The 24,513-nt window shown below is 60.1% G+C and carries 21 protein-coding genes; 15 read left to right on the forward strand and 6 right to left on the reverse strand.

What is annotated here, in order from left to right:
• The first annotated feature begins 20 nt into the window (after positions 1 to 20).
• The 10 genes from rlmN (at position 21) to ACEN8Z_RS07750 (ending at position 10,989) form a co-directional block, all read left to right on the forward strand.
• Complete coding sequence (gene rlmN, locus ACEN8Z_RS07705; protein WP_007982757.1) at positions 21 to 1,163, forward strand: dual-specificity RNA methyltransferase RlmN; 1,143 nt, start codon at positions 21 to 23, stop codon at positions 1,161 to 1,163.
• 16 nt (positions 1,164 to 1,179) lie between these two features.
• Entirely contained in the window at positions 1,180 to 1,938 is a 759-nt protein-coding gene (gene pilW / locus ACEN8Z_RS07710) for a type IV pilus biogenesis/stability protein PilW (RefSeq protein ID WP_007998667.1), read from the forward strand.
• Entirely contained in the window at positions 1,938 to 2,969 is a 1,032-nt protein-coding gene (locus tag ACEN8Z_RS07715; protein WP_495597253.1) for a RodZ domain-containing protein, read from the forward strand. The genes pilW and ACEN8Z_RS07715 overlap by 1 nt, the downstream gene beginning before the upstream one ends.
• A gap of 3 nt (positions 2,970 to 2,972) precedes the next feature.
• Positions 2,973 to 4,082 carry a flavodoxin-dependent (E)-4-hydroxy-3-methylbut-2-enyl-diphosphate synthase gene (ispG, locus tag ACEN8Z_RS07720; protein WP_003185136.1) on the forward strand — a complete coding sequence of 370 codons (1,110 nt, stop codon included), beginning with the start codon at positions 2,973 to 2,975 and terminating at the stop codon, positions 4,080 to 4,082.
• A gap of 38 nt (positions 4,083 to 4,120) precedes the next feature.
• Positions 4,121 to 5,410: a histidine--tRNA ligase gene (gene hisS, locus ACEN8Z_RS07725; protein ID WP_007982764.1), complete on the forward strand. Its 1,290-nt coding sequence runs from the start codon at positions 4,121 to 4,123 to the stop codon at positions 5,408 to 5,410.
• A gap of 41 nt (positions 5,411 to 5,451) precedes the next feature.
• Positions 5,452 to 6,093, forward strand: a complete 642-nt coding sequence (locus ACEN8Z_RS07730; RefSeq protein ID WP_007982766.1) for a YfgM family protein — start codon at positions 5,452 to 5,454, stop codon at positions 6,091 to 6,093.
• A complete protein-coding gene (gene bamB, locus ACEN8Z_RS07735) occupies positions 6,086 to 7,237 on the forward strand; it encodes an outer membrane protein assembly factor BamB (RefSeq protein WP_495597254.1) in 1,152 nt (383 codons plus the stop codon). The genes ACEN8Z_RS07730 and bamB overlap by 8 nt, the downstream gene beginning before the upstream one ends.
• 232 nt (positions 7,238 to 7,469) lie before the next feature.
• Complete coding sequence (gene der / locus ACEN8Z_RS07740) at positions 7,470 to 8,939, forward strand: ribosome biogenesis GTPase Der (protein WP_057716294.1); 1,470 nt, start codon at positions 7,470 to 7,472, stop codon at positions 8,937 to 8,939.
• A 122-nt stretch (positions 8,940 to 9,061) separates the two neighbouring features.
• On the forward strand, positions 9,062 to 10,210 hold the full coding sequence (locus ACEN8Z_RS07745) for a pyridoxal phosphate-dependent aminotransferase (RefSeq protein WP_007994874.1): 1,149 nt from the start codon (positions 9,062 to 9,064) through the stop codon (positions 10,208 to 10,210).
• Positions 10,198 to 10,989 (forward strand): amidohydrolase, encoded by a 792-nt coding sequence (locus ACEN8Z_RS07750; RefSeq protein ID WP_495597255.1) that lies wholly within the window; start codon positions 10,198 to 10,200, stop codon positions 10,987 to 10,989. The genes ACEN8Z_RS07745 and ACEN8Z_RS07750 overlap by 13 nt, the downstream gene beginning before the upstream one ends.
• Positions 10,990 to 11,173: 184 nt before the next feature.
• Here the strand turns inward: ACEN8Z_RS07750 and leuA are convergent, their stop codons facing one another.
• From leuA to xseA, 3 genes are all read right to left on the reverse strand, one after another.
• On the reverse strand, positions 11,174 to 12,853 hold the full coding sequence (leuA, locus tag ACEN8Z_RS07755; protein ID WP_495597256.1) for a 2-isopropylmalate synthase: 1,680 nt from the start codon (positions 12,851 to 12,853) through the stop codon (positions 11,174 to 11,176).
• Positions 12,854 to 13,312: 459 nt separating this feature from the next.
• Positions 13,313 to 14,134, reverse strand: coding sequence for a peptidoglycan DD-metalloendopeptidase family protein (locus tag ACEN8Z_RS07760; RefSeq protein WP_495597257.1), 822 nt, complete (start codon positions 14,132 to 14,134; stop codon positions 13,313 to 13,315).
• A gap of 3 nt (positions 14,135 to 14,137) precedes the next feature.
• On the reverse strand, positions 14,138 to 15,517 hold the full coding sequence (gene xseA, locus ACEN8Z_RS07765; protein ID WP_033052047.1) for an exodeoxyribonuclease VII large subunit: 1,380 nt from the start codon (positions 15,515 to 15,517) through the stop codon (positions 14,138 to 14,140).
• A 215-nt stretch (positions 15,518 to 15,732) separates the two neighbouring features.
• Here xseA and ACEN8Z_RS07770 point away from each other — a divergent pair, with 215 nt between their 5' ends.
• Positions 15,733 to 16,500, forward strand: coding sequence for a sulfite exporter TauE/SafE family protein (locus ACEN8Z_RS07770; protein ID WP_495597258.1), 768 nt, complete (start codon positions 15,733 to 15,735; stop codon positions 16,498 to 16,500).
• A gap of 138 nt (positions 16,501 to 16,638) precedes the next feature.
• On the opposite strand, the gene ACEN8Z_RS07775 is transcribed toward ACEN8Z_RS07770, so the two are convergent.
• Genes ACEN8Z_RS07775 through ACEN8Z_RS07785 form a run of 3 tightly spaced genes read right to left on the reverse strand, consistent with a single transcriptional unit; the run spans position 16,639 to position 19,034 of the window.
• Positions 16,639 to 17,046: a DNA polymerase III subunit chi gene (locus tag ACEN8Z_RS07775; RefSeq protein WP_495597259.1), complete on the reverse strand. Its 408-nt coding sequence runs from the start codon at positions 17,044 to 17,046 to the stop codon at positions 16,639 to 16,641.
• Between the two features lie 8 nt (positions 17,047 to 17,054).
• On the reverse strand, positions 17,055 to 17,483 hold the full coding sequence (locus ACEN8Z_RS07780; protein WP_007994859.1) for a DNA polymerase III subunit chi: 429 nt from the start codon (positions 17,481 to 17,483) through the stop codon (positions 17,055 to 17,057).
• A gap of 60 nt (positions 17,484 to 17,543) precedes the next feature.
• Positions 17,544 to 19,034 carry a leucyl aminopeptidase gene (locus ACEN8Z_RS07785; RefSeq protein WP_495598099.1) on the reverse strand — a complete coding sequence of 497 codons (1,491 nt, stop codon included), beginning with the start codon at positions 19,032 to 19,034 and terminating at the stop codon, positions 17,544 to 17,546.
• A 414-nt stretch (positions 19,035 to 19,448) separates the two neighbouring features.
• Between ACEN8Z_RS07785 and lptF the strand changes: the two genes are divergently transcribed.
• The 4 genes from lptF to lepB all read left to right on the forward strand — a co-directional run bounded on the left by lptF (position 19,449) and on the right by lepB (position 24,452).
• Positions 19,449 to 20,567, forward strand: a complete 1,119-nt coding sequence (gene lptF / locus ACEN8Z_RS07790) for an LPS export ABC transporter permease LptF (RefSeq protein ID WP_108228033.1) — start codon at positions 19,449 to 19,451, stop codon at positions 20,565 to 20,567.
• The gene (gene lptG / locus ACEN8Z_RS07795; protein ID WP_495597260.1) at positions 20,560 to 21,621 is read left to right on the forward strand and encodes an LPS export ABC transporter permease LptG; all 1,062 of its coding nucleotides are present in this window, start codon (positions 20,560 to 20,562) and stop codon (positions 21,619 to 21,621) included. Before lptF ends, lptG begins: the two co-directional genes overlap by 8 nt.
• A 171-nt stretch (positions 21,622 to 21,792) precedes the next feature.
• Positions 21,793 to 23,592 (forward strand): translation elongation factor 4, encoded by a 1,800-nt coding sequence (gene lepA / locus ACEN8Z_RS07800; protein ID WP_495597261.1) that lies wholly within the window; start codon positions 21,793 to 21,795, stop codon positions 23,590 to 23,592.
• Between the two features lie 5 nt (positions 23,593 to 23,597).
• A complete protein-coding gene (lepB, locus tag ACEN8Z_RS07805; RefSeq protein WP_007994848.1) occupies positions 23,598 to 24,452 on the forward strand; it encodes a signal peptidase I in 855 nt (284 codons plus the stop codon).
• Positions 24,453 to 24,513: the final 61 nt, after the last annotated feature.

The raw sequence follows: 24,513 nt of genomic DNA on the forward strand, positions 1-24,513 counted from the left end.
TTAAGAGTGAAGGTGAATCCATGACTACATCGACTGTAAAAACTAACCTGCTGGGTCTGACTCAGCTGGAAATGGAAAAATTCTTCGACTCAATCGGGGAGAAGCGTTTCCGTGCCGGTCAGGTAATGAAATGGATTCACCACTTTGGTGTCGATGATTTCGATGCCATGACGAACGTCAGCAAGGCCTTGCGCGAAAAGCTCAAGGCTGTTGCCGAGGTCCGTGGTCCAGAAGTGGTCAGCGAGGACATCTCCAGCGACGGCACCCGCAAGTGGGTGGTGCGCGTGGCGTCCGGCAGCTGCGTCGAGACCGTGTACATTCCCCAGGGCAAGCGCGGCACCTTGTGCGTTTCGTCCCAGGCAGGCTGTGCCCTGGATTGCAGTTTCTGCTCCACCGGCAAGCAAGGCTTCAACAGCAACCTCACCGCCGCCGAAGTCATCGGTCAGGTGTGGATTGCCAACAAATCCTTTGGCAGCGTCCCGGCAACCGTCGACCGTGCCATCACCAACGTGGTGATGATGGGCATGGGTGAGCCGCTGCTGAACTTCGACAACGTCGTCGCGGCCATGCATTTGATGATGGACGACCTGGGCTACGGCATTTCCAAGCGCCGTGTGACCCTGTCGACCTCCGGCGTGGTGCCGATGATCGATGAGCTCTCCAAGCACATCGACGTCTCCCTGGCGTTGTCCCTGCACGCACCGAATGACGCATTGCGTAACCAATTGGTGCCGATCAACAAGAAATATCCGCTTAAGATGCTGCTCGAGTCGTGCCAGCGCTATATGTCGAATCTCGGCGAAAAGCGCGTGCTGACCATCGAGTACACCTTGCTCAAAGACATCAATGACAAGGTCGAGCACGCGGTGGAAATGATCGAGTTGCTCAAGAACATCCCGTGCAAGATCAACCTGATCCCGTTCAACCCGTTCCCGCATTCCGGTTACGAGCGTCCGAGCAATAACGCGATTCGTCGTTTCCAGGATCAGCTTCATCATGCCGGTTTCAACGTCACCGTCCGCACCACCCGTGGTGAAGACATCGACGCGGCCTGTGGTCAATTGGTAGGGCAGGTGCTGGATCGCACCCGTCGCAGCGAACGTTATATCGCCGTGCGTGAATTGAACGCTGACAACGATATGGCTCAAAACGCTGCGGAATAACCGAGAGAGGATCTCTATGTCACTGCGCTTTGCGCTGCTTTTGCTGTTGGCCAGCCTGTGTGCTGGCTGCGTGCTTTCGGGCGACTACAACCCGATGAAGACCAGCAAGGGCCGTGATGAAGCGCGTGCGGCGTATGTGCAACTCGGTATCGGGTATTTGCAACAAGGCATGACCGAGCGCGCCAAGGTTCCGCTGAAAAAAGCGCTGGAGCTGGATGGCTCCGACCCGGATGCTAATGCGGCGCTGGGGTTGGTGTTCCAGGCCGAGATGGAACCGGAACTTGCCGACGAACATTTTCGCCAGGCACTGTCTTCCCGTCCCGGCGATGCACGAATCCTCAATAACTACGGCAGTTTTTTGTTCGAGCAGAAACGTTACAAGGAAGCCTACGAGCGCTTTGAGCAAGCCGCTGCCGATACCCTGTATCCTGAGCGTTCGCGGGTGTTCGAGAACCTGGGCATGACCGCTGCGATGCTTGGTCAGCGCGATTTGGCCCGGCAGCAACTGGAAAAAGCCCTGCGCCTGAATCGCCAGCAACCACGTGCATTGCTGGAAATGGCTGAGTTGTCTTACGAAGACAGGCATTATGTGCCCGCGCGCGATTATTACGACCGTTTTAACCAGCTCGCCGAACAAAATGCACGTAGTCTATTGCTCGGCGTTCGACTGGCAAAAGTGTTTGAAGATCGCGACAAGGCCGCAAGTGCCGGCCTGCAACTAAAACGACTCTATCCCGGTACGCCGGAATATCAGCAATACCTGTCGGAGCAATGATGAAAGCGGCGCATCCCGAAGTTGTAGCAGCGAATCGCGTTAACCCTGGTGAGACTCTGCGCCAGGCCCGCGAAAGCAATGGCTGGTCGCTGGCCGAAGTGGCCCTCAAGCTCAACCTCACCGTCAATTCCCTGAGCAATCTTGAAGCGGGCCAATTCGACAAACTGCCTGGGCATACCTTTGCCCGCGGTTATATTCGTGCTTATGCCAAGTTGCTCGACATGGATCAGGCCGTTCTGGTCCAGCAGTTCGATCAATCCACCGGCACCGACTCCCAAGGCAGCAACGTCCACAGCCTGGGCCGTATTGAAGAACCGGTTCGGGTTTCCCACACCATTTTGCGAATTGTCAGCCTGCTGTTGCTGATTGCGGTGATCGGCGGCGGTTTTGTCTGGTGGCAGGATCAAACCTCGATGCGCACCAAGGACCTGATCGGTCTGGCTCCGGAACACGTTGAAGTCGAGGGCGCCGACGGTACGACACAGATTCATCCGCTGGACGAGCCGGAAGACCAGGCCGTCGTGGAAGGTCAGACTGAAGGCGGAACCGCCCTCGCGCTGCCACAGGCCGACACTCCGGCTGAAGCACCTGAGCAGGTTCAGGCGACTGCGCCAGCCGCCCCGGCAACGCCGACCGCACCAGCCCACACTGCCGCGCCCGTTGTCGCAACGCCGGTGACCCCGGCAACTCCGACCCCGGTAGCTCCAGTAGCTCCGGCCCCGGTGGTGACTGCGCCGGTAGCCCCGAGCGCTCCGGCTCCTGCTCCAGCGGTAACCGCGCCAGTGGCCGGTCAAGGCCAGGTCGGGGTGCAGTTCACCGCCGATTGCTGGACACAAGTGACCGACGGTAGCGGCAAGGTGCTGTTCAGCGGTCTCAAGCGCAAAGGCGACAGCCTGGCAGTCAATGGCAAACCACCGTTTACCGTGCGTCTGGGCTTTGCGCGCGGCGCTCAGGTCAGCTACAACGGCCAGTCGGTTGATGTCGTTCCGTTCACCAGTGGCGAGACTGCTCGCCTGAAGTTGGGTCAATAAGTCATGCACGGCGAATCTCCAATCAAACGTCGCGAATCCCGCAAGATCTGGGTCGGTAACGTGCCTGTTGGCGGCGATGCACCTATCGCTGTGCAGAGCATGACCAACAGCGACACCAACGATGTCGCGGCCACTGTCGCGCAAATCAATCGTCTGGAAGCAGCCGGCGTCGATATCGTGCGGGTCTCCGTACCGGACATGGACGCCGCCGAAGCCTTCGGCAAGATCAAGCAACTGGTCAAGGTGCCCTTGGTTGCCGACATTCACTTCGATTACCGGATCGCTTTGCGCGTAGCTGAACTGGGTGTCGATTGCCTGCGAATCAACCCGGGCAACATCGGTCGCGAAGACCGCGTGCGCGCGGTGGTCGATGCCGCCCGTGACCGGGGGATTCCGATCCGTATCGGCGTGAACGCCGGTTCCCTGGAAAAGGACCTGCAAAAGAAATACGGCGAGCCGACCCCGGCCGCGCTGGTCGAGTCTGCCTTGCGCCACGTCGAGCACCTTGAGCGCCTGAACTTCCAGGACTTCAAGGTCAGCGTGAAAGCTTCCGATGTGTTCATGGCCGTCGAAGCCTACCGCTTGCTGGCCAAGGAAATCGTCCAGCCGCTGCACCTGGGTATCACCGAAGCCGGTGGTTTGCGTTCCGGCACGGTGAAATCTGCCGTGGGCCTCGGTATGCTGCTCGCCGAAGGGATTGGCGATACTATCCGCATCTCGTTGGCGGCCGACCCGGTCGAGGAAGTGAAAGTCGGCTACGACATTCTCAAATCCCTGCACCTGCGTTCCCGTGGCATCAACTTCATCGCTTGCCCGAGCTGCTCGCGGCAGAACTTCGATGTGGTCAAGACCATGAACGAGCTGGAAGGGCGCCTCGAAGATTTGCTGGTGCCGCTGGATGTCGCGGTCATCGGTTGCGTGGTCAACGGCCCGGGCGAAGCCAAGGAAGCCCATATCGGCTTGACCGGCGGTACGCCAAACCTGATTTACATCGACGGCAAGCCGTCGCAGAAACTGACGAATGACAATCTGGTGGATGAGCTTGAACGCTTGATCCGCCAGAAAGCGGCCGAGAAGGTCGAAGCTGACGCTGCCGTAATTGCGCGCGGCTAAGCCTGGCTAAAAAGAGCCGAACGAATTAAGGAATTTAAGTGAGCAAGTCTCTGCAAGCCATTCGTGGCATGAACGACATCCTGCCCGAACAGACCCCCCTGTGGCGTCATTTCGAAGGCACCGTTTCGCGCCTGCTGGATAACTACGGTTACAAGCAGATCCGCATGCCGATCGTCGAGTTCACCGAGCTGTTCAAGCGCTCCATCGGTGAAGTGACCGACATCGTCGAAAAAGAGATGTACACCTTCGACGACCGCAACGGCGACTCCCTGACCCTGCGCCCTGAAGGCACGGCGGCCTGTGTGCGTGCGGTGCTGGAGCACGGCATCACCGGCGGCGGCCAGGTTCAGAAACTCTGGTACATCGGCCCGATGTTCCGCCACGAGCGTCCGCAGAAAGGCCGTTATCGCCAGTTCCACCAGATCGGTGTCGAGGTGTTCAACCTCGACGGTCCGGACATCGACGCCGAGCTGATCGTGCTGACCTGGCGCCTGTGGGGCGAACTGGGCATCCGCGATGCGGTCAAGCTCGAACTGAACAGCCTGGGCACCAGCGAGTCCCGTGGCCGTTATCGTGAAGCGCTGGTCGAGTACCTTTCGGCGCACATGGACAAGCTCGACGAAGACAGCCAGCGTCGCCTGAAAACCAACCCGCTGCGGGTTCTTGATACCAAGAATGCCGACACCCAGGCGGTATTGGTCGATGCGCCAAAGATGGCCGACTACCTCGACGAAGAATCCCGCGTGCATTTCGAGGGCCTCAAGGCTCGTCTGGACGCCGCCGGCATTCCTTACGTGATCAACCCGAAGCTGGTTCGCGGGCTGGACTACTACAGCAAGACCGTTTTCGAATGGGTCACCGACAAGCTCGGCGCCCAGGGCACCGTGTGTGCCGGTGGCCGTTACGACGGTCTGGTGGAGCAGATGGGCGGCAAGCCGACCGCCGGTGTTGGCTTTGCCATGGGCATCGAACGTCTGGTGCTGTTGCTGGAAACCCTGGAGCAGATCCCGGAAGAGATCTCCCGTCAGGTCGACGTCTACCTCTGCGCCTTCGGTGAAGCCGCCGAGCTCGCCGGCCTGACCCTGGCTGAGCGTGTGCGTGACCAGTTGCCCAACCTGCGCCTGCAAGTGAATGCCGGCGCCGGCAGTTTCAAAAGCCAGTTCAAGAAGGCCGACAAGAGCGGTGCGCTGTACGCGCTGATCCTCGGTGACGACGAAATGGCCCAGCAAGTGGTAGGTTTCAAACCCCTGCGTGGCCAGGGCGAACAACAAAGCATTGCCTGGGATGCGCTTGCCGCTCACCTGGCCACCTGCGTCGTGCAGGATTGAAGCTGTCTAAACAGCCGAATTAGCGATTAAGGAGTATTGGGGTGTCGAGTACCGAAGACGAACATGTGGCGGAATTGAAGGAATGGTGGTCACGCAACGGTAAGCCCCTGGTTACTGGCGGCCTGTTGGCGCTGGTCATCGTGTTCGGCTGGCAGGCGTTCCACAAGTATCAGAGCAATCAGTCGCAAGGCGCCTCGATTCTCTATCAGCAATTGCTCGAAACCACGCTGACGCCTGACGGCAAGCCCGATGCGGCGCGTGTTTCGGACCTGGCCGGCAAGCTCAACAGCGAGTTCGGCGGCAGCGCCTACGCGCAATACGGCAGCCTGTTCGTGGCCAAAGTGGCGGTGGACAGCGGCAAGCTGGACGACGCGGCCAGCGAGCTGAAAGCCATTGTCGACAAACCGGCCAACCCGGCGCTGGGCGAAATCGCCCGTCAGCGTCTGGCCCAGGTATTGGGTGCGCAGAACAAGGCCGACGAAGCACTGAAGCTGCTTGAAGGCGATGCCGACAAGGCATTCCTGGCCACTCGCGAAGAGCTCAAGGGCGACCTGCTGGTGCAGTTGGGTCGTACCGATGAGGCGAGCGCGGCGTATCAAAAAGCCAAGGCGGCACTGTCGGATGAAGCGGCGGTCGGTGGCCTGCAAATCAAGCTGGACGACCTGGCCAAAGGGGATGCGTGACGTGATTCGTTGGAAACATGCAGCATTGCTGGCTCTGGCCTTGTTGGCCGCGGGTTGCAGCAGCAACAGCAAAAAAGAACTGCCCCCGGCCGAACTGGTCGACTTCAAGGAAGAAGTGGTTCTGCACAAGCAGTGGAGTCGTTCGATCGGTGACGGTCAGGGCGAAACCTACAACATGCTGGTTCCGGCCATCGATGGCGAAACCATCTACGCCGCGGACGTCACTGGCGTGTTGATGGCGATGGACCGCAACACGGGCGACGTCAAATGGAAGAAAGATCTCGAACTGCCTGTTTCCGGCGCTGTTGGCGTTGGTTACGGTCTGGTCATGATCGGTACGCTCAAGGGTGAAATCGTTGCCCTGGACGCCATCAACGGCGAAGAAAAGTGGCGCGCTCGCGTGTCCAGCGAAGTGCTGGCTCCGCCAGCCAACAACGGTGACGTTGTGGTGGTTCAGACCCAGGACGATCGTCTGATCGGCCTGGATGCCTCCACCGGTAACCGCCGCTGGATCTATGACAGCACGCCTGCAGTACTGACCCTGCGTGGTACCAGTGCGCCGATCGTGACCAACCGCCTCGCGGTGGCTGGCCTGTCGACCGGTAAAGTGGTTGCCGTGGATATCACCAACGGCGTGCCGGTGTGGGAACAGCGCGTAGCGATCCCGCAAGGTCGTTCGGAGCTGGAGCGTGTGGTCGATATCGACGGTGGCTTGCTGCTGTCGGGCGGGACACTGTATGTCGCCAGCTATCAAGGGCGCGTTGCCGCATTGGACCTGCAAAGCGGCCGTCAGCTCTGGCAGCGTGATGCTTCCAGCTACGCCGGTGTCGCCCAGGGTTTGGGCTCCGTTTATGTGAGCCTGTCTTCGGGCACCGTTGAAGGCGTCGATGAGCGTTCTACCTCGGCCTTGTGGAGCAACGATTCGCTGGCCCGTCGCCAACTGTCGGCCCCGGAAGTGTTCTCCAGTTACGTTGCAGTCGGTGACCTGGAAGGTTACCTGCACCTGCTGAGTCAGGTGGACGGTCGATTCGTCGGCCGTGAACGCATCGACAGCGACGGCCTGCGTGCCCGTCCGCTGGTGGTGGGTGACACGATTTATGTGTATGGCAACAGCGGCAAACTGGAAGCCCTGACCATCAAGTAACGACTATGCTTGGGTTTTAACCCCCAAGCGGCTTCACCGTTTGTAGGACTGTAGGAGCGAGCTTGCTCGCGATGGACGTCAACGATTACGTTGGCGACCTGAATAAACGCGGTGTCTTTGCGTTTTTCGCGAGCAAGCTCGCTCCTACAAATGACAACGTGATTGCCCCGAGCACCAGCCGCTGCCTCGCAGCGGCTTTTGTATTTTCTGAAATAACGAAGTGGAGAGCCGCATGGTTCCCGTAATCGCCCTGGTGGGCCGACCGAACGTCGGCAAGTCCACCTTGTTCAACCGCCTGACCAGGACTCGTGACGCCATCGTCGGCGACTTGTCCGGTCTGACCCGTGATCGCCAGTACGGTGAGGCCAAGTGGCAAGGGCGTTCCTACATTTTGATCGACACCGGCGGTATCTCCGGTGACGAGCACGGTATGGACGAAAAGATGGCCGAGCAGTCGCTGCTGGCCATTGAAGAAGCAGATGTCGTTCTGTTCCTGGTAGATGCCAAGGCCGGTTTCACCGCCGCCGACCAGATGATCGCCGAGCATTTGCGCAAACGTAACAAGCGCTCCCACGTGGTGGCCAACAAGGTCGACAACATCGACCCGGAAATGGCCCGCGCCGAATTCGCCCCGTTGGGCATGGGCCATGCGATCCCGATCGCCGGTGCCCACGGCCGTGGTATCACCCAGTTGCTGGAAATCGCACTGAGTGACTTCCCGAAAGACGAAGACGAGCTGGAAGAAGGCGAGGAAGAAGACGTCGCCGAAGGCGAGGAAGCCAAGCGCATTCCTGGCCCAAGCGAAAAAGACGGGATCAAGATCGCGATCATCGGCCGGCCGAACGTCGGCAAGTCGACCCTGGTCAACCGCATGCTCGGGGAAGACCGGGTAATCGTCTACGACCAACCCGGCACCACCCGCGACAGTATTTACATCCCGTTCGAGCGTAACGACGAGAAGTACACGCTGATCGACACCGCCGGTGTGCGCAAGCGCGGCAAGATCCACGAAGAAGTCGAAAAGTTCTCCGTGGTCAAAACCCTGCAAGCGATCAAAGACGCCAACGTGGTGATCTTTGTGATGGACGCCCGCGAAGGTGTGGTGGACCACGATCTCAACCTGCTGGGCTTTGCCCTTGAGGCCGGTCGTGCGTTGGTCATCGCGATCAACAAGTGGGACGGCATGACGCCGAGCGAGCGCGACTTCGTGAAGATCGAATTGCAGCGTCGGCTGTTCTTCGTCGAGTTTGCCGATATTCACTTTATCTCGGCCCTGCACGGCACTGGTGTGGGTAACCTCTACGCCTCGGTACAGAACTCGTTCAAGTCCGCGGTCACCCGCTGGCCGACGAGCCGCCTGACCCAGATCCTGGAAGACGCGGTCAGCGAGCACCAGCCGCCGATGGTCAACAGCCGCCGGATCAAGCTGCGTTATGCCCACCTCGGTGGTGCGAACCCGCCGATCATCGTGATCCACGGCAACCAGATCGAGAAGGTGCCGAAGTCTTACGTGCGTTACCTGGAAAACACTTACCGTCGTGTGCTGAAGCTGGTCGGTACGCCGATCCGCATCGAGTTCAAGGGCGGCGAGAACCCGTACGAAGGCAACAAGAACACGCTCACCGACCGTCAGGTCAACAAGAAGCGTCGCTTGATGTCGCACCACAAGAAGGCCGACAAGAAGCGTCGCGACAAGCGCTGATCGAGGTTTTTCCCGTGGGATGGAAAGGGCGCCAATGGCGCCCTTTTTCATGCCTGCCGTTTGGGCTATCCTCGGACTCCCCCGCGCCGCCGTAGAGCCGGGTGTAGAGCAGGGAACCACCGATGATCACCAGCAAGCTGCCGAATGTCGGCATCACTATCTTCACTCAGATGTCTCAGCTCGCGGCACAGACCGGCGCGCTCAATCTGTCCCAGGGTTTTCCCGATTTCGCGGCCCCGCAGGCCCTGTGCGATGCGGTTGGCCGGCATATCGCCAGCGGCCATAATCAATATTCGCCAATGACCGGGCTGCCGGTGTTGCGTCAGCAGATCGCGGCGAAGATCGCCCGCAGTTATGGCGCGCAGGTGGATGTGGATACTGAAGTGACGGTCACCCCCGGCGCGACCGAGGCGATTTTCTGTGCCATTCAGGCGGTTATCCACAGCGGTGACGAAGTCATCGTATTTGACCCGGCGTACGACAGCTACGAGCCTTCGGTAGAGCTGGCCGGCGGTCGTTGCGTGCATGTGCAACTGGGCCTGAACGACTTCAGTATCGACTTCGAGAAGCTTGCCCAGGCACTCAGCCCGCGCACGCGGATGATCATTCTCAACGCCCCGCACAACCCTAGTGGTGCGTTGATCAGTCGTGCCGAACTCGACCAGTTGGCAGCCTTGATCCGCGATCGCGACATTTATGTGATCAGCGACGAAGTCTACGAGCACCTGGTGTTTGACGGTGTGCCCCACGTCAGCGTGCTGGCCCATGAGGAACTGTATCAGCGTGCATTCGTGGTCAGTTCGTTCGGCAAGACCTACCACGTCACAGGCTGGAAAACTGGCTACGTGGTCGCACCACCGGCCCTGACGGCGGAATTGCGCAAGGTGCACCAGTACGTCAATTTCTGTGGTGTGACGCCGCTGCAATATGCCTTGGCCGATTTTATGGCCGAGCATCCCGAGCACGTGGAAGAGCTGCCTGGTTTCTATCAGGCCAAGCGCGATCTGTTCTGCGATCTGCTGGCGCCGTCGCGTTTCAGTTTCACCCGGGTGACCGGCACCTATTTCCAGTTGGTCGATTACTCGCAGATCCGCCCTGACCTCAATGACGTCGAGATGGCCCTGTGGATGACTCGCGAGCATGGCGTGGCCAGTATCCCGATCTCGGTGTTCTACCAGACGCCTCCTGAAGGCCAGCGCCTGGTGCGGCTGTGCTTTGCCAAGCGTGAGGAGACCCTGCGTGAGGCAGCGGAAAAACTATGCGTGATCTGAGTGCATTGCCCAATTTGAACGTGGCGCTGATCCAGACGTCCCTGGCCTGGCACGACCGTCAGGCCAATCTCGAGCATTTCGAACTGTTGCTGGAACAGGCTAGCGGCGCTGACCTGATCATCCTGCCGGAAATGTTTACCACTGGGTTCTCCATGGAATCCGAGACCCTCGCCGAGCCGGAAAACGGCCCCACCAGCAAGTGGCTGCGGGTTCAGGCGGCGAAGCTGGATGCGGTGATCACCGGTAGTGTGATCGTTCAGGCCGCCGACGGTAGTCACCGCAATCGTCTGCTGTGGGCGCGTCCGGACGGCGAAGTGTTGCACTACGACAAGCGTCACCTGTTCCGCATGGCTGGCGAGCACAACCACTACACCCCCGGCGACCGCCAGGTGCAGTTCGAGCTCAAGGGCTGGCGAGTGCGGCCGCTGATTTGCTACGACTTGCGCTTCCCGGTGTGGAGTCGTGACGCCCAGGACACGGATCTGCTGCTGTACACCGCCAATTGGCCAGGTGCCCGGCGCCAGCACTGGAACCGCTTGTTGCCCGCGCGAGCGATCGAGAACCTGTGCTATGTGGCGGCGGTGAACCGCATTGGCACGGATGGCAAAGGCTTTGCGTATACGGGTGACAGCCAGGTACTGGATTTCCAGGGTGAGACGCTGCTCAGTGCGGGGGAGGCTGACGGGGTGTTCAAGGTTACGCTGGATGCGGCAGAGCTGGCCGCGTATCGGCAGCGGTTTCCGGCGAATCTGGATGCAGATACCTTCGAGTTCACCTGAAATCTTTACTGTCTGACAGGGCCTCATCGCGAGCAAGCTCGCTCCCACAGTGGTTAGTGTGAACACGGACAATGTGGGAGCGAGCTTGCTCGCGATGGGGCCGGGACAAACAACACAAAAACGGACAGGCAAACAAAAAGGCCCCGAGGTTCACACCCCGGGGCCTTTTGTGTATCAGCGGTGTTTACGCCGCTTTCGCTTCCGGCTGGCTCAGCGAGCGGTTCAGTGCGCTGAACAGGGCCTTGAAGCTGGCGGTGGTGATGTTTTCGTCGATGCCGACGCCATGCACCGCACGTTCACCGTTCACACGCAGTTCAATGTAGGCCGCGGCCTTGGCATTGGTGCCCGCGCCGATGGCGTGCTCGTTGTAGTCCATGATTTCCACCGGAATCGGCAGGCCGGCCACCAGCGCTTCGAGGGCGCCGTTGCCCTTGCCGCGCCAGTGCAGATTGGTTTCGCCCTGGCCTTGGCTGGCGACTTCGACTTCCACCGCGCTGTGGCCGTTCTCTTCTTGCAGGCGATGGCTGACCAGCGCGTACGGAGTGTTGGCCTGCAAGTACTCGCTGTACAGCAGCGCGTGGATTTGCTGGGCGGTCATTTCCAGGCCCAGGCGGTCGGTTTCACGCTGCACGACCTGGCTGAACTCGATCTGCATGCGACGCGGCAGGCTGATGCCATATTCCTGTTCCAGCAGGTAGGCGATACCACCCTTGCCCGACTGGCTGTTGACGCGGATGACCGCCTCGTAGCTGCGGCCGATGTCGGCCGGATCGATTGGCAGGTACGGTACTTCCCACAACTCGTCCGGTTTCTGCTGGGCAAAGCCCTTGCGGATCGCATCCTGGTGCGAGCCGGAGAACGCGGTATGAACCAGGTCGCCGACGTACGGGTGACGCGGGTGCACCTGGATCTGGTTGCACTCTTCGACGACTTTGCGCACGCCGTCGATGTCGGAGAAGTCCAGCTCAGGGTTCACGCCCTGGGTGTAGAGGTTCAGGGCCACGGTCACGAGGTCGACGTTACCGGTACGCTCGCCGTTGCCGAACAGGCAGCCTTCGACACGGTCGGCGCCAGCCATCAGCCCCAACTCAGTCGCGGCAACGCCAGTGCCACGGTCGTTGTGGGTGTGCAGGCTGATGATCACGCTGTCACGACGGTTGATGTGACGGCCGAACCATTCGATCTGGTCGGCATAGATGTTCGGCGTCGCGCATTCGACGGTGGCCGGCAGGTTGAGGATCATCTTGTGCTCGGGCGTCGGGTTCCAGACTTCGATCACCGCATCGCAGACTTCCTTGGCGAACTCCAGTTCGGTGGCGCTGAAGGTTTCTGGCGAGTATTCGAAGGTCCACTCGGTGTCCGGCTGCATGGCCGCGTACTTGACGAACAGTTTGGCGGCGTTCACGGCGATGGCCTTGACCCCGTCCTTGTCCTGGTTGAAGACAATGCGGCGGAAGGAAGGGGAGGTCGCGTTGTACAGGTGAACGATGGCTTTCTTCGCACCGCGCAGGGATTCGAAAGTGCGCTCGATCAGGTCTTCACGGCCCTGGGTCAGCACCTGGATGGTGGTGTCGTCCGGGATGTGGTTGCCTTCGATCAGGGTGCGAACGAAGTCGAAGTCGGTTTGCGAGGCGGCCGGGAACGACGCTTCGATTTCCTTCACGCCGACCTGAACCAGGGTTTTCCAGAAGCGCAGCTTCTTGACCGCGTCCATCGGTTCGATCAGCGACTGGTTGCCGTCGCGCAGGTCGGAGCTGCACCAGATCGGCGCGGCGGTGATGGTTTTCGATGGCCAGGTGCGGTCCGGAATGTCGATGGTCGGGAACGCGCGGTATTTCGAAGACGGGTCTTTGAGCATGCTCATCAGGAAATCCTTATTGTGTGGGCCGAAAAAAGGCGGCCTGCCGGTGGATCAAAAGTTCTTGGCGTAACGCTTGGGACGAGGCACCACGATTCAGCCCGGCAGTCGTGCACTGACGAGGCACAGGCTGCGGTGCTGGCGGAGCTGAATGAGGGTGTGAGAGGTTTTCATGCCTTCAACCCTAACCGCGGGGGTGAAGGTTGGCAAGCAGTCGAAAAAAATTGAGAGGAATACTCGTGGGCGAGTGTTTATCGAGATTTTATTGCTGTGATTGGCAATGATTGTTTTGTTGTTTGCGCAAGGTTTGAGTGGTGCGCAATTGGTGTGGGGCGTGGCTGGACGACTTTCGGTGCCTGTGAAAATGCCATCGCGAGCAAGCTCGCTCCCACATTGGATCTGCGTGAACACGGACACTGTGGGAGCGAGCTTGCTCGCGATGGCGTCAGCTACCTTACGCAATAATCAAGGTTGAAACGCACCAATGAAGATAGCCGGATCCACCCGCGCATCGTTCAGGCTGACGTTCCAGTGCATGTGCGGTCCGGTCGCGCGGCCAGTCGCCCCGACCTTGCCAACCACACCGCCCCGGGCCAGTTGTTGCCCCACCTTCACGTCGATTTTCGACATATGGCAGAACATGCTGATAAAGCCCTGACCATGGTCGACAAATACCGTGTTGCCATTGAAGAAGTAGTTACCGATCAGGATCACCTTGCCGGCAGCCGGAGTCTTGATCGGCGTACCGGCCGGCACGGCGAAGTCCAGGCCTGAGTGGGGATTGCGCTCTTCGCCGTTGAAAAAGCGCCGCACGCCGAACTTGCTCGACAGCGGCCCGTTCACCGGTTTGTCCAGCAGCACGTTGCTCGGGGTGTTGGGGCTGAACGTGCGGTAAGCGGCAATCTGCTCGGCCAATTCACGCTCGATGCGCTTGAGATTCTCCGGGTCCGGATTGACCTGTTGGGTGTTCTTCAGGGTGATGCGCTGTTCCGGGTATGTCTTGTTGCCAACTGTAAAACTCAGATTACGACCGCCGCTGCTGATCGATTGAGCCCCTGGTTTGACCGTCAGCGGCACGCCAACGATGGCCAGCCAGTTTTCCTGTTCCTTGACCACCAGCACCGGTTTGCCTTGATAACTGGCTTTTGGCGCCTGGATGGATGTGCCCAGGTCGACCACCGCAACGCCGCCCGGCACCGGTTTGTTCAACAGGCGGGTGATGTAGCTGTCGGCGTGGGCATTGAAGGTCAGGCACAGCAACAGCAATGGAGCCAGGAAGCGCGGCATGGATCAGTCCAGTAAAGAAAGGGTGACGGGCGTCAGGTGATTGTCTTCGACCCGGACTTGCAGTTCGCCTTCGCCCAGTTTGGCTTTCAGGCGCTGGCCGGTATGGGTTTGCGCGGCGCTGCGGATCGCATTGCCGCGCTCGTCCAGCAAAATGCTGTAACCACGGCCGAGGGTCGCCAACGGGCTGACTACATGCAGTGTCTGCATCTGGCTGTGCAATTGCAGGCGACGGTTCTTCAGGCCTTCGCGGATGGCGCGCGGCAGGCGCTCGGCCAGGCTGTCGAGGCGCTGGCGCAGCATTGCCAGTTGCCGGCCCGGATGTTGTGCGGCCAGACGGGTTTCCAGGCGGATCAAGCGTTCGCGACGGGTGTTGAGGCTACGCTCGAACGCGCGGCGCATGCGCATGTCCAGGTCATCCAGGCGTTGCGCTTGCTGGCGCAGGCGCTCGCCGGGATGACGCAGGCGCCGGGAGATACCTTCCAGGCGTAGTCGATCGCGCATCAGGCGGTCACGCATGCGCATTACCAAGCGTCGGTGCAGGCTTTCGACCCGACGCACCAGATCGCTGGAGTCCGGTGCCAGCAATTCGGCGGCAGCGGAAGGGGTGGGTGCGCGAACGTCGGCCACGAAGTCGCTGATCGATACGTCGGTTTCATGGCCGACCGCGCTGACAATCGGCGTCACGCAGGCGTCTACGGCACGGGCCACGGCTTCTTCGTTGAAGCACCAGAGGTCTTCCAGCGACCCGCCGCCACGGGCCAGGATCAGTGCGTCGAAACCGCGGGCATCCGCCAGTTTCAGGGCGCGGACAATCTGTGCGGTGGCTTCGCGGCCCTGTACGGCGGTGGGGATCAGCGTCAACTGCACCTGCGGTGCGCGGCGGCGGAACACGCTGATGATGTCGCGGATCACCGCGCCGGTGGGCGAACTAATGATGCCGATGCGTTGCGGATGCGCCGGCAGCGGGACCTTGCGCTCGGCACTGAACAGGCCTTCGGCGCTGAGCTTTTCCTTGAGTGCATCGAAAGCCAGGCGCAAGGCGCCATCGCCGGCCGGCTCCACGGTGTCGAGGATCAGCTGATAATCACCGCGCCCTTCGAACAGCGAGACTTTGCCTCGCACCTTGACCGCGAGCCCGTCCTTCAAGGCCTGGCGAACCCGTGCCGCGTTCTGCCGGAACAGCGCGCAACGCACCTGTGCGCCGCTGTCCTTGAGGGTGAAATACACGTGGCCGGAAGCCGGGCGGGCGAGGTTGGAGATTTCGCCTTCGACCCAGATGTTGCTGAACACGTCTTCGAGCAACACCCGCGCGCGGCCATTGAGCTGGCTGACGGTCAGGACTTCACGGTCCAGGCCGAGTCTTGCAAAGGGATCTTTAATCATGGGGCGCAGTTTAAAGGCATTTGCCCGGCAATCTCCATGGCCCAGCATAAATCCCTTGTGGAGCCGCTTGATGTGGGAGCGAGCTTGCTCCGGGCGGCGATCCGACGATAGCGGTCCAGCAGTCGACATCGTCGATGAATTTTAAGACGCCATCGCGAGCAAGCTCGCTCCCACAGGTTTAAAGTCGTCAGCGGTAATCAAGGAAGACAGGGAGAATGAGTGTGCTTGAGTTGTTAACCCAATGGCCATTCGGCGCCATGGAATGGCTGGTCATCGGCGCAGGGATTGCCCTGGCCTACATCGTATTCGGCATCGCCGGTTTCGGTACGGCGCTGGTGGCGGGACCGATTCTGATTCTGTTCATGCCGCTGTCGAAGATCGTGCCGTTGCTGGTGCTGCTCGATTTTGTCGCTGCATTCGGCAATCTGTTGCCTTCGCGGCGTGATGTAGCCAGGTCGGAGCTGTTGCGGTTGTTGCCGTGTATGGCCGTGGGTTGCACGCTGGGAGTGATTTTCCTGCTGAACCTCAAGTCCGACCTGTTGCTACTGTTGATGGGGTTGTTCATCAGCGCCTATGCGATTTACAGCCTGTGGATCAAGACCCGGCCGACGCAACTGTCCGCCCTGTGGGCACTGCCGATGGGGACGGTGGGCGGAATGTTTGGCGCGTTGTTTGGCAGCGGCGGCTTTCTCTATGCGATCTATCTGAACAGCCGGTTGCCCAAGGAGGCGGCCCGGGCCACCCAGAGCGCACTGATCAGTTGCAGTACGGTGGTGCGTTTGAGCCTGTTTGCAATCGCCGGTGTGTATGCCGATTTGCCGTTACTGGTGCTGGCGGTTTGTCTGTTGCCGGCTATGGCGCTGGGGCTGTGGTTCGGACGGCGGTTGACCATGCGCTTGTCCCGCGAGGCGTTCGTGCGCCTGGTGACGTGGCTGGTGCTGGCCAGCGGGATCGCGTTGATCGGGCGCTATCTCAGTACCTGAAGATTCAACCTGTGGCGGGGGCTTTTTGTGGGAGCGAGCTTGCTCGCGATAGCGGTCGAACAGACACATCAATGTTGAATGTGACGCCCTCATCGCGAGTAAGCTTGCTCCCACAGAAGAGCCCTCGCCGCAAGTTGTTCAATCGTTGTACTGGCTCAACAACCGCTCAAGTCGTGCACTGAGGCGGCGTTTGATTTCGGTTTCGATGTGCGGGGCGAAATCGTCGATCACGTCTTGCATGATCAGCTGCGCGGCGGCGCGCAATTCGCTGTCCAGGTGCAGCAAGTCATCCGGGTTCTTGCTGGCGGCAGGCGTCGACGTCGCCGCGGCGACGGGTTCAACGATGGGGGCAGGGGTTGTCGCTACGACGGGTGGCGAAGGCTCGCTCACGGCGTCGAACAACATGGGAATCTGTTCCTGATCGCCTTCCTCGACCGTGTCGGTCAGCAGGGGCGGTTGCAGGTTGTCATTGCCGAGCAATTGGCGGATCGACTCAAGGTCGTCCAGCAGGTGCGCGGACTGTTGCAGCGGTTTTGGAGTGTCCATTGGAAGGCTCAGAGTCGCTGTAAACGGTGATCTTGCAGAGGATAGCCCTGTTCGCGGTAGAAACGGAAACTCTCCCGCGCGGCCGCTCTGATCGTCGGATCCTCCACCACCACTTCCGCCACTCTGGCGAACTTGTTGGCGAAGGCCGGGACTTTCAGGTCGAGATTGACCAGCAAATCCTGATGCTGACCGCAGTCATCGCCCAACCCCAAAACAATCAAGCCGTCAGGTTCGCTGTCGGCAGGACCGTGGGGCACGAAGCTTTCACCCTTGAACGCCCACAGCCGCGCATCCAGATCGTCACGCTGGGCCGCGTCGCTGCAATGCAGGTAGATCCGGTGGCCCATGCGCCAGGCTTTCTCGGTGAGCTTGCAGGCAAAGTCCAGGCGTGCCGAAGGATCGGCGCTGGGCAGGATATAGAAGTCGACTTTGGTCATTGCGGTTCCAGAGCGGCAAGCGGCGTCACCGGAAAGTGACGCCGCCGCCCATCAACGGTTTCAGGCTTTGGCGCGATCCAGCAGGTACTGGGTCAGCAGGGGAACCGGACGGCCAGTGGCGCCCTTGTCCTTGCCGCCGCTGGTCCAGGCAGTGCCGGCGATGTCCAGGTGCGCCCAGTTCAGGTTCTTGGTGAAGCGCGACAGGAAGCAGGCTGCGGTGATGGTGCCGGCTTTCGGGCCACCAATGTTGGCGATGTCGGCAAATGGACTGTCTAGCTGTTCCTGGTACTCATCGAACAGCGGCAGTTGCCAGGCGCGGTCGTCGGCAGCCTTGCCGGCGCTCAGCAGTTGGTCGATCAGTTCGTCATTGTTACCCAGCAGGCCCGACGTGTGGGAACCCAGGGCGACCACGCAGGCGCCGGTCAGGGTGGCGATGTCGATCACCGCTTGCGGCTTGAAGCGCTCGGAGTAGGTCAGGGCATCACACAGCACCAGACGGCCTTCGGCGTCGGTGTTGAGGATTTCCACGGTCTGGCCGCTCATGGTGGTGACGATGTCGCCTGGTCGCGACGCAGTGCCGCTCGGCATGTTCTCGGCGCAGGCCAGGATGCACACCAGGTTGATCGGCAGCTTCAGTTCCAACACGGCACGCAGGGTGCCGAACACGCTGGCGGCGCCGCCCATGTCGTACTTCATTTCATCCATGCCGGCGCCCGGTTTCAGGCTGATACCGCCGGTGTCGAAGGTGATGCCCTTGCCAACCAGCGCGTATGGCTTCTCGGATTTCTTGCCGCCGTTGTATTGCATGACGATCAGGCGCGGTGGCTGTGCGCTGCCCTGGCCCACGGCATAGAACGAGCCCATGCCCAGCGCCTTGATCTTCTTCTCGTCGAGGACTTCGACTTTCAGGTCCTTGAACTCTTTACCCAGCTCTTTTGCCTGCTCACCAAGGAAGGTCGGGTGGCAGATGTTCGGCGGCAGGTTGCCCAGATCACGGGTGAAGGCCATGCCGTTGGCGATGGCGGTGGCGTGGGTCACGGCGCGTTGCACTTCGGCCTGAGCGGCCTTGATGGTCAGCAGGGTGATTTTCTTCAGGGCGCGGGGATCGGCTTTCTGGCTCTTGAACTGCTCGAAGCTGTATTCGCCGTCCACCAGGGTTTCGGCCAGCAGGCGGGTCTTGCCGTAGCTGTCGCGGCCTTTGACGACCACTTCATCCAGGGCCAGCACCGCATCGCTGCCACCCAGGCCTTTCAGGGTGTTGAGGATACCGGCGATGATTTTGCGGAACGGGCGGTCACCCAGTTCATCATCCTTGCCCACGCCCACCAGCAGCACACGCTCGGCCTTGAGGTTCGGCAGGCTGTGCAGCAACAGGCTCTGGCCAACCTTGCCGGCCAGGTCGCCGCGCTTGAGCACTGCGCTGATCGCGCCGCCGCTCAGTTCGTCGAGTCGTTTGGCAACAGCGCCGAGCTTGCGGCCTTCGCCGACGGAGACCACGAGAGTGGCGGTCTTCAACGTTTCGGGGTTGACGCTTTTTACAACCAGTTCCATGTCCGGGTCCCTGAATTGATGGTTATCACGCATGCGCCCGACACCTTATGTGCGTCGATTGCTTATAGACAGAAAGGCGCCAGGATCGACCGGCGACAAAGGCCGCAGTTTGAACCTCGCTACCGGCGGCTGACAACCCTCGGTTGTACGATCTTCATGGAATTGACGGCCCTGTAGGAGCGAGCCCGCTCGCGAAGAACCCGAGACCACCGCGGGGTTTCAGGTCTCCCGCGTTATCGTTAACGACCATCGCGAGCAAGCTCGCTCCTACACCTGCCCCATGCATTGCGCAGTGACAGGCGTGCCCAATCACAGGATAATGCGCCATCTTTTTTTCGGCGGCTCTGCCTTGCGGGCTGTCCGATACGTTTGCTTGTTTGGCCGCCTTAGCCTGACAACCCTGGAGTGTCTGGTTTGATTGTCTTCCGTTACCTGTCCCGCGAAGTCCTGTTGACCTTGAGCGCCGTCAGCGCCGTGCTGCTGGTCATCATCATGAGCGGTCGTTTCATCAAGTACCTCGCCCAGGCGGCCTCTGGCCTGCTGGATCCGGGTTCGCTGTTCCTGATCATGGGCTTTCGTCTGCCGGGATTCCTCCAGCTGATCCTGCCGCTGGGGCTGTTTCTCGGGATCCTGTTGTCCTACGGGCGCCTGTACCTCGAAAGTGAAATGACCGTGCTCTCGGCCACCGGCATGAGCCAGCAGCGGCTGGTTTGGATGACAATGTTTCCGGCCACCCTGGTTGCACTCATCGTGGCGTGGCTGAGCCTGAGCCTGGCGCCACAAGGGGCCAACCAGTTTCAGTTGCTGCTGAACAAGCAGGATGCCCTGACCGAATTCGATACCCTGGAGCCAGGGCGTTTCCAGGCCCTGCGAGACGGTACCCGGGTCACCTACACCGAGCGCATGTCGGATGACCGCGTCAACCTGGGCGGTGTGTTCATCTCGCAAAAAAACATCAGTTCCAATAACAAGGATCGCGGGATTTCTGTCCTGGTGGCGGAAAAGGGGCGTCAGGAGATTCGCCCGGACGGCAACCGCTACCTGATCCTTGATAACGGCTATCGCTATGACGGTAGTCCGGGTCAGGCCGACTACCGGGCGATCAAATACGACGAGTACGGTGTGTTGCTGCCAAAACCGGACGTCAGTGACGAAGTCACCGACCGTGATGCGATGCCGACCAGTAAGTTGGTCGGCAGTGAAGACATTCGTTTGCGCGCCGAATTGCAATGGCGTATGTCACTGCCGTTGCTGGTGTTCATCGTGACCTTGATGGCGGTACCGTTGTCGCGGGTCAACCCGCGTCAGGGCCGGTTTCTCAAGTTGCTGCCGGCGGTTCTTCTTTATATGGCCTACCTGACCATTCTGATTGCCGCCCGCGGTGCCCTGGACAAGGGCAAGATCCCCGCGGCACTGGGCTTGTGGTGGGTGCACGGGATTTTCCTGGCCATCGGCCTGGGCCTGCTCTATTGGGAACCCTTGCGTTTGAAGAGGGCAAGTCGCCGCAGCGCGCTGGAGGTGGCCCGTGGTTAAGCTGGATCGCTACATTGGTAGCAGCGTGTTGATTGCGATTCTGGCGGTGCTCGGGATCATTCTTGGCCTGGCGACACTGTTTGCCTTCATCGACGAGATGAGTGAAGTCACCGATACCTACACCCTGCTCGATGTTCTGAGTTATGTGACGCTGACTGCGCCACGCCGGATGTACGAAATGCTGCCGATGGCTGCGCTGATCGGTTGCCTGATCGGTCTGGGCAGTCTGGCCAGCAACAGTGAACTGACCGTCATGCGCGCCGCCGGTGTGTCGATCGGCCGGATCGTCTGGGCGGTGATGAAACCGATGCTGGTATTGATGCTCGCCGGTGTGCTGGTCGGCGAGTACATCGCGCCGCCTGCCGAAACCGCCGCGCAGGCCAATCGCTCGCTGGCCCAGGGCAGCGGCGATGCACAAAGCGCCAAGCACGGCTTGTGGCACCGCCAGGGCGATGAGTTCATTCACGTCAACTCGGTACAACCCAACGGCATCCTGTACGGCGTGACCCGCTACCGTTTCGACAACGAACGGCACATGCTGTCGGCGAGCTTTGCCAAGCGTGCCGAGTTCGACACGGATCACTGGCAGTTGACGGACGTCACGACGACGCTGTTCCACGAGCGCAGCACTGAAGTGGTGTCGGCCCCGGTCGAGCGATGGGAAGTAGCCTTGAGTCCGCAATTGTTGAGCACTGTGGTCATGGTGCCGGAGTCGCTGTCGATCAGCGGTCTGTGGGGGTATATCCACTATCTGGCGGAGCAGGGGTTGAACAACAGCCGTTATTGGCTGGCATTTTGGGTCAAGGTGTTGCAGCCGCTGGTCACTGCCGCTCTGGTGTTGATGGCGATTTCCTTCATCTTCGGTCCGCTGCGTTCGGTGACCCTGGGTCAACGAGTGTTCACCGGCGTGCTGGTGGGCTTCACCTTCCGCATCGTTCAGGATCTGCTGGGGCCGTCGAGCCAGGTGTTCGGCTTCCCACCCTTGCTTTCGGTGCTGGTGCCGGCGGGTATTTGTGCCGTGGCGGGGCTCTGGCTGATGCGCCGGGCAGGCTGACAGCGGGCATTTTCCGACTGCTTTGACGATAAAAAACGCCCTGGTCGCAAGACCGGGGCGTTTTTGTAGGTGCCGTCTGACCTGCGAACGTGACGCTTGCGCCGTGGATCAGGTACAATTCCCGGCTATTTTTCGGCGGGCTATGCCTGCAGCCTTTTTGAGTGTTGATCCGTGAGTGATTTGAGTCATATCCGCAATTTCTCCATCATCGCCCACATTGACCATGGCAAGTCGACGCTGGCCGATCGCTTCATCCAGATGTGTGGCGGCCTGGCCGAGCGCGAAATGGAAGCCCAGGTCCTGGACTCCATGGACCTCGAGCGCGAGCGCGGGATCACCATCAAGGCGCACAGCGTTACTCTGTATTACAAAGCCAAAGACGGTATCAACTACCAGCTCAACTTCATTGATACCCCCGGCCACGTTGACTTCACCTATGAGGTGAGCCGTTCGCTGGCTGCCTGTGAAGGCGCGCTGCTGGTGGTCGATGCCGGTCAAGGCGTTGAAGCGCAGTCGGTTGCCAACTGCTACACGGCGATCGAACAGGGCCTGGAAGTGATGCCGGTGCTGAACAAGATCGACCTGCCACAGGCCGATCCGGACCGCGTGAAGGAAGAAATCGAAAAAATCATCGGCATCGATGCCACCGACGCGGTCACTTGCAGTGCCAAGACCGGTCTGGGCGTCGATGAAGTGCTCGAGCGCCTGGTGACCACCATTCCGGCGCCGACCGGCAACATCGAAGATCCGCTGCAAGCGTTGATCATCGACTCCTGGTTCGACAACTACCTGGGCGTTGTCTCCCTGGTTCGCGTGCGCCACGGCCGCGTGAGGAAGGGTGACAAGATCCTGGTCAAGTCCACTGGCAAGATCCATCTGGTGGACAGCGTCGGCGTGTTCAACCCGAAACACACCCCGACCGTTGACCTGAAAGCCGGTGAAGTGGGCTTCATCATCGCCAGCATCAAGGACATTCACGGTGCGCCAGTGGGCGATACCCTGACCTTGAGTACAACTCCGGACGTCGACGTACTGCCAGGCTTCAAGCGCATTCAGCCGCAGGTATACGCCGGTCTGTTCCCGGTCAGCTCCGACGACTTCGAAGATTTCCGTGAAGCGCTGCAAAAGCTCACCCTCAACGATTCGTCGCTGCAATACACGCCGGAAAGCTCCGACGCCCTGGGCTTCGGCTTCCGTTGCGGCTTCCTCGGCATGCTGCACATGGAAATCATCCAGGAGCGCCTGGAGCGCGAATACAACCTGGACCTGATCACCACGGCGCCGACGGTAATCTTCGAGCTGCTGCTCAAGACCGGTGAGACGATCTACGTCGACAACCCGTCGAAGCTGCCGGACCTGTCTGCCATCGAAGACATGCGCGAGCCGATCGTGCGCGCCAATATTCTTGTGCCGCAAGAGCACTTGGGTAACGTCATTACCCTGTGCATCGAAAAACGCGGTGTGCAGGTCGACATGCTGTTCCTCGGCTCCCAGGTACAAGTGACCTACGACCTGCCGATGAACGAAGTGGTGCTGGACTTCTTCGATCGTCTGAAATCCACCAGTCGCGGCTATGCTTCTCTGGACTACCATTTCGATCGTTACCAATCGGCCAGCCTGGTGAAACTGGACGTGCTGATCAACGGCGACAAGGTCGACGCCCTGGCGCTGATCGTGCACCGTGACAACTCGCACTACAAAGGTCGCCAGTTGACCGAGAAGATGAAGGATCTGATTCCGCGGCAGATGTTCGACGTGGCAATCCAGGCCGCCATTGGCGGGCAGATTGTGGCGCGGACAACCGTCAAGGCGCTCAGAAAGAACGTATTGGCCAAATGCTACGGCGGTGACGTCAGCCGTAAGAAGAAGCTGCTGGAAAAGCAAAAGGCCGGTAAGAAACGCATGAAGCAAGTCGGCAACGTGGAAATTCCACAGGAAGCCTTCCTTGCAGTGCTCAGGTTGGATAGTTAGGTCCTATGTCACTAAATTTCCCGCTGTTGCTGGTCATCGCCGTGTTCGTCTGCGGCCTGTTGGCGTTGCTCGATCTGTTGATCCTGGCGCCGCGTCGGCGTGCCGCCATTGCCTCCTATCAGGGCAGCGTCAGCCAGCCTGACATGGTTGTGGTCGAGAAGCTGAACAAGGAGCCGCTGCTGGTTGAATACGGCAAGTCGTTCTTCCCGGTGCTGTTCATCGTGCTGGTGCTGCGTTCGTTCCTGGTGGAACCGTTCCAGATTCCTTCCGGTTCGATGAAGCCAACCCTGGATGTCGGCGACTTCATTCTGGTGAGCAAGTTTTCCTACGGGATCCGCTTGCCGGTGATCGACAAGAAAATCATCGAAGTCGGTGATCCGCAGCGCGGCGATGTCATGGTGTTTCGTTACCCGAGCGATCCGAACGTCAACTACATCAAGCGTGTAGTTGGCTTGCCGGGCGACACGGTTCGCTACACCGCGGACAAGCGTCTGTTCGTCAACGGTCAATCGATTGCCGAGCAACTGGTCGGCTCCGAGCCGGGCACGCTGGGCAGCGCTGAGCTCTACAAGGAAAAACTCGGTGCAGCCGAGCACATGATCCGCAAGGAAATGAGCCGCTACCGTGCAATGCCGGACCATTCATGGACCGTGCCGGCCGGGCACTACTTCATGATGGGCGACAACCGCGACAACTCGAACGACAGTCGCTACTGGGATGATCCGAGCATTCCCAAGGATCTGCTGGGCATGGTTCCCGACAAGAATATCGTCGGCAAGGCCTTTGCGGTCTGGATGAGCTGGCCGGAACCAAAACTCAGCCACCTGCCGAATTTCTCGCGGGTTGGCCTGATCAAGTAATCAAACACGGCGCTGTTGAACACAGCGCCGAATGCATTTCTGGAACCGGCACATTTCGGCG

Source organism: Pseudomonas sp. Pseusp10 (genome assembly GCF_059492225.1).